The sequence below is a fragment of the Kitasatospora sp. NPDC056783 genome (genome assembly GCF_042789895.1).
Lineage (GTDB): Bacteria > Actinomycetota > Actinomycetes > Streptomycetales > Streptomycetaceae > Kitasatospora.
Genome location: NZ_JBHUAF010000066.1, coordinates 19,185 through 29,678 on the forward strand (window position 1 = coordinate 19,185; position 10,494 = coordinate 29,678).

General features: G+C 72.7%; 8 protein-coding genes and 1 tRNA gene. 8 read left to right on the forward strand and 1 reads right to left on the reverse strand.

Annotated features, from left to right (window positions below):
* The first annotated feature begins 132 nt into the window (after window positions 1–132).
* The 3 genes from ACFRMQ_RS13140 to ACFRMQ_RS13150 all read left to right on the forward strand — a co-directional run bounded on the left by ACFRMQ_RS13140 (window position 133) and on the right by ACFRMQ_RS13150 (window position 3,807).
* Window positions 133–1,710 (forward strand): MFS transporter, encoded by a 1,578-nt coding sequence (locus tag ACFRMQ_RS13140; RefSeq protein ID WP_380730155.1) that lies wholly within the window; start codon window positions 133–135, stop codon window positions 1,708–1,710.
* Between the two features lie 76 nt (window positions 1,711–1,786).
* On the forward strand, window positions 1,787–2,692 hold the full coding sequence (locus ACFRMQ_RS13145) for a carbohydrate kinase family protein (protein WP_380730157.1): 906 nt from the start codon (window positions 1,787–1,789) through the stop codon (window positions 2,690–2,692).
* Window positions 2,693–2,841: 149 nt separating this feature from the next.
* Window positions 2,842–3,807 (forward strand): trypsin-like serine peptidase, encoded by a 966-nt coding sequence (locus ACFRMQ_RS13150; protein ID WP_380730159.1) that lies wholly within the window; start codon window positions 2,842–2,844, stop codon window positions 3,805–3,807.
* A 110-nt stretch (window positions 3,808–3,917) separates the two neighbouring features.
* On the opposite strand, the gene ACFRMQ_RS13155 is transcribed toward ACFRMQ_RS13150, so the two are convergent.
* Window positions 3,918–3,989 (reverse strand) — tRNA-Arg (locus tag ACFRMQ_RS13155).
* Between the two features lie 169 nt (window positions 3,990–4,158).
* Here ACFRMQ_RS13155 and ACFRMQ_RS13160 point away from each other — a divergent pair.
* The 5 genes from ACFRMQ_RS13160 to thrC all read left to right on the forward strand — a co-directional run bounded on the left by ACFRMQ_RS13160 (window position 4,159) and on the right by thrC (window position 10,439).
* Window positions 4,159–4,662: a response regulator gene (locus tag ACFRMQ_RS13160; RefSeq protein ID WP_380730161.1), complete on the forward strand. Its 504-nt coding sequence runs from the start codon at window positions 4,159–4,161 to the stop codon at window positions 4,660–4,662.
* Window positions 4,663–4,706: 44 nt separating this feature from the next.
* Window positions 4,707–6,368 carry an arginine--tRNA ligase gene (gene argS, locus ACFRMQ_RS13165; protein WP_380730163.1) on the forward strand — a complete coding sequence of 554 codons (1,662 nt, stop codon included), beginning with the start codon at window positions 4,707–4,709 and terminating at the stop codon, window positions 6,366–6,368.
* A gap of 91 nt (window positions 6,369–6,459) precedes the next feature.
* Complete coding sequence (gene lysA / locus ACFRMQ_RS13170) at window positions 6,460–7,854, forward strand: diaminopimelate decarboxylase (RefSeq protein ID WP_380730165.1); 1,395 nt, start codon at window positions 6,460–6,462, stop codon at window positions 7,852–7,854.
* 137 nt (window positions 7,855–7,991) lie between these two features.
* Window positions 7,992–9,284 carry a homoserine dehydrogenase gene (locus ACFRMQ_RS13175; protein ID WP_380730168.1) on the forward strand — a complete coding sequence of 431 codons (1,293 nt, stop codon included), beginning with the start codon at window positions 7,992–7,994 and terminating at the stop codon, window positions 9,282–9,284.
* A gap of 9 nt (window positions 9,285–9,293) precedes the next feature.
* The gene (thrC, locus tag ACFRMQ_RS13180; protein WP_380730170.1) at window positions 9,294–10,439 is read left to right on the forward strand and encodes a threonine synthase; all 1,146 of its coding nucleotides are present in this window, start codon (window positions 9,294–9,296) and stop codon (window positions 10,437–10,439) included.
* Window positions 10,440–10,494: the final 55 nt, after the last annotated feature.

Genomic DNA, 10,494 nt, shown 5'->3' on the forward strand with positions numbered 1-10,494 from the left:
GTCCCGGGGTCCTCGTCCTTTGGTCCCGAACGGGTGGATTTGGCCAGGTTTTTCCTTGCCATCCGTCCGGGCCGGGGTTTGGCTGGAAGGCGACTGCGTGATCTCTCCGCCCGACTCCGGAAGGCTGGACCAGTGCCCGCGCACCCCGCCACCGGTCATGAGGACGCGGACCGACGCCGCTGGTGGGCGCTGGCCGTCATCGCCACCGCCCAGCTCATGATCGTGCTCGACATCACCATCGTGAACATCGCCCTGCCGTCCGCCCAGCGGGACCTGGGCATCTCGGACGCCGACCGCCAGTGGGTGATCACCGCCTACTCGCTGGCCTTCGGCGGTCTGCTGCTGCTCGGCGGACGACTGGGTGACCTCTTCGGCCGCAAGCGCGTCTTCACCGTCGGCCTGCTGGGCTTCGCCCTCGCCTCCGCGCTCGGCGGCGCCGCGCTCGGCCCGGCCATGCTGTTCGGCGCCCGCGCCCTCCAGGGCGCGTTCGGCGCGCTGCTCGCCCCCGCCGCGCTGGGGCTGCTCTCCACCACCTTCGCCGACCCCCGGGAACGCAGTACGGCCTTCGGCATCTTCGGCGCCGTCGCCGGCGGCGGCTCGGCGATCGGCCTGCTGGCCGGCGGCGTGCTGACCGAGTACCTGGACTGGCGCTGGTGCCTGTTCGTCAACGTGCCGATCGCCGTCGTCACCGCCTTCGCGGCGTTCTCCGTGCTGAAGCGCGACCACACCGCCAAGGGCCACCGGACCCGGCTGGACCTGCCCGGGGCGCTGCTCGGCTGCGGCGGCCTGCTGGCGGTCGTCTACGGCACCTCCGAGGCGGTGGGCCGGGGCTGGGGCGACGCCCTGGTGCTCGGCTCGCTGGGCCTGGGCGCGGCGCTGCTGGCGCTGTTCGTCCTGGTCGAACGGCGGACGGCGCACCCGCTGCTGCCGACCCACATCATCGCGGACCGCAACCGCGGCGGCGGCGCGCTCTCGGTGGGCCTGGCGATGATCGGCATGTTCGGCCTGTTCCTGTTCCTGACCTACTACCTCCAGGGCATCAAGCACTTCTCGCCGATCGTGTCGGGCCTGTCCTTCCTGCCCATGACGGCCGCCATCGTGCTGAGTTCGACGGGCTTCGCGGCCCGGATGATGACCAGGGTGGCGACCCGGAAGCTGATCGGCCCCGGTCTGCTGCTGGCCGCGGGCGGCATGGCCTGGCTGACGCAGATGCGGGTGGACAGCAACTGGGCCGCACTGGTGCTGCCCGCCGAGCTGCTGCTCGGCTTCGGCATGGGCCTGGTGTTCATGCCGGCGATGAACCTGGCCACCCTCGGGGTCGCCCCGCACGAGGCCGGTGCGGCCTCGGCCACCATCAACTCGGCCCAGCAGGTGGGCGGTTCGGTCGGCACCGCGTTGCTGAACACGGTCGCCGCGAGCGCCACGGCGAGCTTCCTGGCCGCCCGGGTCGCGGCCGGCCCGGCGGTGCGGGCGCAGGGCGCGGTGCACGGCTACGTCGTCGCGACCTGGGTGGCGATGGGTGTGCTGCTGCTGGCCGCGCTGGTCGCGACGCTGATGATCGACCACCGCCCGGCGCGCGGCGGGGCCGCCCCCGTCCCCGCCGCCGTGCCGGTCGGGGAGGTGAAGGGGGCCGAGCGGGCCGGGGAGGCCGGGGAGGTCCGAGCCGAGGTCCGGGCCGACGCGGGCTCGAAGCGACCACCCGCCGACTGAAATTTGCAGCAAGATCTTGCAGTCAACCTCCGGCGCCTGCTTGACTCCTGGCACCGTCCAGGATCAAGGAGGCGCCATGCTGCCGGAGTTCGACCTGCTCGTCGTCGGCGGTACCGGAGTGGACACCATCGTCCGGGTCGAGCGGCTGGAGATCCCCTCCGGCGACTCGGGGTTCGTCGAACCGGTGCGGGACTACGTCGGCCACACCGGCAACGGCGTCGCCCTCGGCGCCCACCACCTCGGGCTGCGCACCGCGTTCCTCGACTTCCTCGGCGAGGACCCGCAGGGCGACCTGGTCCGCGCCCACTACGCGCGCCACGGCCTGCACTTCGCGCACCTGGTGAGCCCCCACGGCACCCCGCGCGGCGTCAACCTGGTGGACGCGGCCGGCCGCCGGTTCTCCTTCTTCGACGGCCGCCACCCCGCCGACCTGCGGCTGCCGCGCGCCTTCTACCTGCCGTACGCCGAGCGCAGCCGGCACATCCACCTCTCCATCACCGGCGTCAACCGGGACATGTACGGCGACCTGCGCCGCCTCGGCCGCACCACCTCCACCGACCTGCACGACTGGGACGGCGCCGACCCGCACCACCGCGACTACGCGCTCGGCTCCGACCTGGTGTTCCTCTCGGTGGCGGGCTGCCGCGGCCGGCACGAGGAGGTGATGCGCGCGATCCTCGCCGAGGGGCGCGCACGGGTGGTGGTCGCCACCGCCGGTGCCGAGGGCTGCCACGTGCTCACCCGGGACGACCCCGCGCCGCGCCACCTGCCGGCCGTCGACCCGGGCCGCCCGGTGGTGGACACCAACGGCGCCGGGGACTCCTTCGTCTCGGGCTTCCTGTACGCCTGGTTCCAGGGCCGCGCGCCGCTGGACTGCGCCCGAGCCGGTACGGTGGCCGGGGCCTTCGCCTGCACCGCCGCCGGAACGCACACCGCCTTCGTCGGGGCCGCGGAACTGGACGCGGTGCTCGCCGACCGGTGACGCCGGGGCGCGGGCGGCGGCGCCGGGGACACGGTCGGGTGGCGGATTTCTCATCGAGCTCCAAGGAGCCGGTCACGCCGCTACCAGGCTGAGGCGCCATAGTCGTTGACCGGACGCCGCCACCGATCGCCCCGGCAGGAGAAGCAGGCATGGGCAAGCACCGCCGCCAGAGGACCCGCCGTCGCGGCCTGCTGGTCCCGTCCCTGCTCACCGCGCTGTCCGCGGTCGCGGTCGCCGCCGTGCTGACCGGGACGCACGGGCTGGACCTGTCCGACGCGACGACCGCCGGAAAGGCCGCCCGCAGCACCCGTGCCGCGGCCGCACCCGCCCCGGCCGCCACCCCGGCGGTCCCCGCCTCGCCGGCCCCGGTCGCGGCCCCCGCCCCGACCGGCGCGCCCGCGCCCACCGACCCCCCGACGGCCGCGGCGCCGACCGCCCCCGCCACCCAGGACGTCGCCCTCGGCACCACCGGCCCGGCCCCGCTCCCGGCCGTCGACCGCGAATCCGCCACCGTCGGCGCGCTGTTCAGCGGCTCGGTGGCGGCCGGCAAGCACTTCTGCACCGCGAGCGTGCTGCACAGCACCGGCGGCAACCTGCTGCTGACCGCCGCGCACTGCCTCAGCAGCACCGACGGCGTCACCTTCGTCCCCGGCTACCGCGACGGCTCCGCCCCGTACGGCAGCTGGCAGGTCACCGCGATCCACACCACCCCCGGCTGGTCCCAGAAGGGCGACGTGGACGAGGACTTCGCGATCCTGGAGACCGCCCCCAGCGACGGGCGCGAGGTGGAGGACGTGGTCGGCGGCAACAAGCTCGGCGCCGGCGAACCCTTCGGCGCGACCGTCCGGCTCTACGGCTACCCGGCCGACTCCGAGGAGCCGCTGCTGTGCACCGACACCACCGGCCGGCAGACCGGCTACCAGCGGGTCGTCCAGTGCCCGTCCTACCCGTCCGGCACCAGCGGCGGCCCGTGGATCGACACCGCCACCGGTGAGGTGGTCGGCGCGATCGGGGGCTACGAGCAGGGCGGCGACACCGACGACACCTCGTACAGCGCCTACTTCGACCACACCATCGCGGACCTCTACACCCGGATCGAGGCCTCCGCCTCCTGAGCCCCGGGCCCGTCCGGGGGGCTCCCGGCGGCCGCCCCCGGAACACGACGAAGGCCCAGATCCGTGGTCGATTCCACTGATCTGGGCCTCTGTTGGCACTTGCTGCGAAGTGCCCCCGGTAGGATTCGAACCTACGCACCCGCCTCCGGAGGGCGGTGCTCTATCCCCTGAGCTACGGGGGCCTGTCGGCCTGTCGGCCGCTCGCGCTTCCGACGTGGAGAACACTACCAGGCTCCACCCGTGGTCCGTGCACGGGTTTCCCGGAAGATCGTCCGGCGGCTCCGGCCGGCGGGGGAGCGGAAGTGTCCAAAGAGCGGACGGGGCGACGGGGCCGCCGATACCCTCGGTGAGGTGTCGGGAGTGTCCGGGCGGGTCCTCGTGGTGGACGACAGCGAGGCGATCCGTCAGCTGATCAGGGTCAACCTGGAGCTCGAAGGCTTCGAGGTGGTGACCGCCGCCGACGGCGCCGAGTGCCTGGAGGTCATCCGCCGGGTGAAGCCGGACGTGGTGACGCTGGACGTGATGATGCCTCGGCTGGACGGCCTGCGGACGGCGGCCCGGCTGCGCGCCACCCCGGACACCAGCCGGCTGCCGATCGCGATCGTGAGCGCCTGCACCCCGGGGGACCTCGACCTGGGGGAGGCGGCCGGGGTGGACGGCTACCTCGGCAAGCCCTTCGATCCGGCCGACTTGGTGGTCCTGGTCCGGCGCCTGATGCGGCTCACCGGACGGCCCGGCCGGCCGCCCCGCGCGCGGGCCGACCACGCGTGCGACAGAGTTCGCCCTGAGCGAACAGACCGTGCGGATCGGGGCCGAGACCCCGGAACGGGGCCGCCGGGGCGTCTCAACCGGTAAACCGAGTGGCGGGCGGGCGCCCCGTCTCGCCTACGCTTGGCGTCGTGACCCCCGCAGACCTTTCCCAGGCAATCCAGGCCGCAGTGAGCTCCGCCGTCGAGGCGGGCGAGCTGGCCGTCGCCGTGCCCGAGCACGTGACGGTCGACCGGCCCAAGAACCGGGACCACGGCGACTACGCGACGAACGTGGCCCTCCAGCTCGCCAAGGCGGCCGGCAAGCCGCCGCGAGCCGTTGCCGAACTGCTGGTCGAGCGCCTGCGAGGGATCACCGGCGTCGCCAAGGTCGACATCGCCGGTCCGGGCTTCCTGAACATCACCCTGGACACCGCCACCGCCGGTGCGCTGGCGCGCACCGTCGTCGAGGCGGGCGAGGCCTACGGCCGCAACGAGGCCCTCAAGGGCCTGAAGATCAACCTGGAGTTCGTCTCCGCCAACCCGACCGGCCCGATCCACATCGGCGGCGTCCGCTGGGCGGCCGTCGGCGACTCGCTGGCGCGCGTGCTGCGGGCCTCCGGCGCCGACGTCACCACCGAGTACTACCTCAACGACGCCGGCGTGCAGATCACCAAGTTCGCCGCCTCGCTGCAGGCCGCCGCGAACGGCCGCGAGGTGCCCGAGGGCGGGTACGTCGGCGAGTACATCGTCGACATCGCCAAGGCGATCACCACCGCCGTCCCCGGCCTGCTCGACCTGCCCGAGGACGAGCAGCTGCGGGTCTTCCGCGCCGAGGGCCTCAAGCTCATGGTGGCCGAGATCCAGCGCTCGATGGACGAGTTCGGCACCCACTTCGACGTGTGGTTCTCGGAGAAGACGCTGCACGACTCCGGCGCGGTCGAGGAGGCCATCGACCGGCTGCGCGAGCAGGGCCACGTCTTCGAGCGGGACGACGCGGTCTTCCTGCGCACCACGGACTTCGGCGACGACAAGGACCGCGTCCTGATCAAGGCCGACGGCGACAAGACCTACTTCGCCGCCGACGCCGCGTACTACCTGTCCAAGCGGGACCGCGGCGCCGAGGTCGCGCTCTACATGCTGGGCGCCGACCACCACGGCTACGTCAACCGCCTCAAGGCCATCTCGGCCTGCGCCGGCGACGACATGGACCGCAACATCGAGGTGAAGATCGGCCAGTTCGTGAAGATGCTTCGCGACGGCGAAGAGGTCCGCATGTCCAAGCGGGCCGGCAACATCATCACGATCGACGACGTGGTCGAGTGGATCGGCGTCGACGCCGCCCGCTACACCCTGGCGCGCTCCTCCACGGACTCGACGATCACGCTGGACATCAACGTCCTGACCAGCCAGACCAACGAGAACCCGGTCTTCTACGTCCAGTACGCCCACACCCGGATGTGCGGCGTGGCGCGCAAGGCCGCCGAGCTGGGCGTGGACAAGGGCGCGGCGGAGGACTTCAAACCCGAGCTGCTCGCCACCGAGTGGGAGTCCGACGTGCTCGGCCACCTCGCCGAGTTCCCGCGCGTGCTGGCCGCGGCCGGCGAGCTGCGCGAGCCGCACCGGGTCGCCGTCTACCTGGAGAAGCTCGCGGGCAAGTACCACCGCCTGTACGAGAACTGCATGTTCCTGCCCAAGGGCGACGAGGAGCTCACCGACACGCACCGGGCCCGCCTCTGGCTGGTCGAGGCGACGCGCACCGTGCTCGCCAACGGACTCACGCTCCTGGGCGTGACGGCGCCCGAGCGGATGTAGGCACCACCCCCAAGCGCAACGGCGGGGGCGGCGGACGGTCAACGAGGACCGTCGCCGCCCCTCGCCATAGGTCTCGAAGGACTTGTAGAAGATGAGTCGTTCCGCACACCCGGCAGGTCCCCGCCACGGCGACGTCCTGCCCGAGGGCCACTACCAGGCCCCGCCCGCCGACCTGAACGCGCTCGACCCCAAGGTCTGGTCGCGCACCGTCGCCCGCGATGCCGAGGGCGTGGCCACCGTCGGCGGCGTCGACGTCAAGCGGCTGGCCGCCGAGTTCGGCACCCCCGCCTACGTGCTGGACGAGGAGGACTTCCGGGCCCGGGCGCGCGCCTGGCGGGAGGCCTTCGGCACCGACGCGGACGTCTACTACGCCGGCAAGGCGTTCCTTTCCAAGGCCGTCGTGCGCTGGCTGCACGAGGAGGGCCTCAACCTCGACGTGTGCAGCGCGGGCGAGCTGGCGGTCGCGCTGGCCGCCGGGATGCCGCCGGGGCGGATCGCGCTGCACGGCAACAACAAGGCGGTGGACGAGCTCGACCACGCGGTGAAGAGCGGCGTCGGGCACATCGTGGTCGACTCCTACGAGGAGATCGAGCGCCTCGCCGCGATCGCCGCCCGTCAGGGCGTGCGCCAGCAGGTGCTGATCCGGATCACCGTCGGCGTCGAGGCGCACACCCACGAGTTCATCGCCACGGCGCACGAGGACCAGAAGTTCGGGCTCTCCCTGACCGGGGGCGCGGCCGCCGAGGCGGTGCGCCGGGTGCTGGCGCACGGCGACAGCCTGGAGCTGCGCGGCATCCACTCGCACATCGGCTCGCAGATCTTCGACATGGCCGGCTTCGAGGTCGCCGCCCGCCGGGTGGTCGGCCTGCTGGCCGAGATCCGCGACGAGCACGGCGTCGAGCTGCCCGAGATCGACCTCGGCGGCGGCCTCGGCATCGCCTACACCAGCGAGGACGACCCGCGCGAGCCGGCCGAGATCGCGGCCGCGCTGGCCGACATCGTCCGCCGCGAGTGCGCCGCCGCCAACCTGGACGCCCCCCGGCTGAGTGTGGAGCCGGGCCGGGCGATCGTCGGCCCGACGGCGTTCACGCTGTACGAGGTCGGCACCGTCAAGCCGCTGGAGGGCCTGCGCACCTACGTCAGCGTGGACGGCGGGATGTCCGACAACATCCGCACCGCGCTGTACGACGCCGAGTACTCGGTGGCCCTGGTCTCGCGCACCAGCGACGCGGAGCCGATGCTGGTGCGGGTGGTCGGCAAGCACTGCGAGTCCGGCGACATCGTCGTCCGGGACGCCTTCCTGCCGGCCGACCTGGCCCCGGGCGACCTGATCGCGGTGCCCGCCACCGGCGCCTACTGCCGCTCGATGGCGAGCAACTACAACCACGCCCTGAAGCCCCCCGTGCTCGCCGTCAGGGACGGTGCGGCGCGGGTGATCGTCCGGCGCGAGACGGAGGAGGATCTCCTGCGTCTGGATGTCGGATAACGAAATTCTCGTCTCAATACATGGGACGACCGTAGATCCGTACGGAAAGTCCCGGAGACTGGTACGGACCGAAGATTCCGGCGGCCCCGAGAAAACCCGCCGGAATGACGAAGACGATGAATGCAGAGCGGAGTCGGATGATGCGTACGCGCCCGCTGAAGGTGGCGTTGCTGGGTTGTGGTGTGGTGGGCTCCGAGGTGGCGCGCATCATGACGACGACGGCCGACGACCTCGCCGCTCGCATCGGTGCCCCGGTCGAGCTCGCCGGGATCGCGGTCCGCCGCGCCGGGCGGGCCCGGCCGGGCGTCCCGGAGCACCTGATCACCACCGACGCCGAGGCCCTGGTGAACCGCGGCGACATCGACGTGGTGGTCGAGGTGGTCGGCGGCATCGAGCCCTCCAAATCGCTGATCCTCTCGGCGTTCGAGCGGGGCGCCTCGGTGGTCAGCGCCAACAAGGCGCTGCTCGCCAAGGACGGCACCGAACTGCACGCCGCGGCCGCCGAGGCCGGGGTGGACCTGTACTACGAGGCCGCGGTGGCGGGCGCGATCCCGCTGCTGCGCCCGCTGCGCGAGTCCCTCGCGGGCGACAAGGTCAACCGGGTGCTGGGCATCGTCAACGGCACCACCAACTTCATCCTCGACAAGATGGACACCACCGGCGCCGGCTACTCGGAGGCGCTGGAGGAGGCCACCGCGCTGGGCTACGCCGAGGCCGACCCGACGGCCGACGTGGAGGGCTTCGACGCCGCCGCCAAGGCCGCGATCCTGGCCGGCATCGCGTTCCACACCAAGGTCACCGCGGCGGACGTCTACCGCGAGGGCATCACCGAGGTGACGGCGGCCGACATCGCCTCCGCCAAGGAGATGGGCTGCGTGGTCAAGCTGCTCGCGATCTGCGAGCGGGCGGCCGACGGCGGGTCCGTCACCGCGCGGGTCCACCCGGCGATGATCCCGCTGTCGCACCCGCTGGCCTCCGTCCGCGAGGCGTACAACGCGGTGTTCGTCGAGGCCGAGGCGGCCGGCCGGCTGATGTTCTACGGCCCGGGCGCGGGCGGCTCGCCGACCGCCTCCGCGGTGCTCGGCGACCTGGTCGCGGTCTGCCGCAACAAGCTGGCGGGCGCCACCGGCCCCGGCGACTCGGTGTACACCCGGCTGCCGGCCAAGCCGATGGACGAGGTGGTCACCCGCTACCACGTGAGCCTGGACGTCGACGACCGCGCGGGCGTGCTCGCCCAGGTGGCGTCCGTCTTCGCCGAGCACGGCGTGTCCATCGACACCGTGCGCCAGCAGGGCCGCGACGGCGACGCCTCGCTCGTCGTGGTCACCCACCGTGCCACCGACGCCGCGCTGTCGGCGACGGTCGACAAGCTCCGCGCGCTGGACAGCGTGCGGGACGTGGCCAGCATCATGCGGGTCGAAGGGGAATAAGGAACAGCCATGAACGCCGTTGCCGAGAACGTCGTCCGAGGCGCGCACACCCACCAGTGGCGCGGCCTGATCGAGGAGTACCGGGACCGCCTGCCGGTCACCGCGGCCACCCCGGTGGTCACCCTGCTGGAGGGCGGCACGCCCCTGGTCCCCGCCCAGGTGCTCTCCGAGCGCACCGGCTGCGAGGTCTACCTCAAGGTCGAGGGCGCCAACCCGACCGGTTCCTTCAAGGACCGCGGGATGACGATGGCCATCTCCAAGGCCAAGGAGGAGGGCGCGCAGGCGGTCATCTGCGCGTCCACCGGCAACACCTCGGCCTCCGCCGCCGCGTACGCGGTGCGCGCCGGGATGGTCTCCGCGGTGCTCGTCCCGCAGGGCAAGATCGCCCTCGGCAAGATGGGCCAGGCGCTGGTGCACGGCGCCCGGATCCTCCAGGTCGACGGGAACTTCGACGACTGCCTCACCCTTGCGCGTGAACTGTCCGAGAAGTACCCGGTGGCGCTGGTCAACTCGGTCAACCCGGTGCGGATCGAGGGCCAGAAGACCGCGGCCTTCGAAATCGTCGACATGCTCGGCGACGCCCCGGACATCCACGTGCTGCCGGTCGGCAACGCGGGCAACATCACCGCCTACTGGAAGGGCTACCGCGAGTACGCCCGCCAGTCACCCTCCGCCACCCTGGACGGAGACGCTACGCGCCGCACCCTCCCTGCCCTCGCCACCCGCACCCCGCGGATGTGGGGCTTCCAGGCCTCCGGCTCGGCCCCGATCGTGGACGGCGCCCCGGTGCTCAAGCCGCAGACCATCGCCACCGCGATCCGGATCGGCAACCCGGCCTCCTGGGACTTCGCGCTCGCCGCGCGGGACGAGTCCGGCGGCCTCATCGACAAGGTGACGGACCGTCAGATCCTCTCCGCCTACCGCCTGTTGGCCTCGCAGGAGGGTGTCTTCGTGGAGCCCGCCTCGGCCGCCTCGGTGGCCGGCCTGCTGGCCAAGGCGGAGGCCGGCCTGGTCGACCCGGGCCAGCGGATCGTCTGCACCGTGACCGGCAACGGCCTGAAGGACCCGGACTGGGCGGTGGCCGGCGCGCCGCAGCCGCAGATCGTTCCGATCGACCCGGAGGCGGCCGCCCGCAGCCTCGGGCTGCTCGACTGACGGGGTCCGACGCCTCGACGGGCCGGCCCTCCGCGGGGCCGGGCCGGCGTAGTTC

Coding starts and splice junctions, on each gene's coding strand:
- ACFRMQ_RS13145 (WP_380730157.1), top strand. CDS start 1,787: ATGCTGCCGGAGTTCGACCTGCTCGTCGTCGGCGGTACCGGAGTGGAC.
- ACFRMQ_RS13150 (WP_380730159.1), top strand. CDS start 2,842: ATGGGCAAGCACCGCCGCCAGAGGACCCGCCGTCGCGGCCTGCTGGTC.
- lysA (WP_380730165.1), top strand. CDS start 6,460: ATGAGTCGTTCCGCACACCCGGCAGGTCCCCGCCACGGCGACGTCCTG.
- ACFRMQ_RS13175 (WP_380730168.1), top strand. CDS start 7,992: ATGATGCGTACGCGCCCGCTGAAGGTGGCGTTGCTGGGTTGTGGTGTG.
- thrC (WP_380730170.1), top strand. CDS start 9,294: ATGAACGCCGTTGCCGAGAACGTCGTCCGAGGCGCGCACACCCACCAG.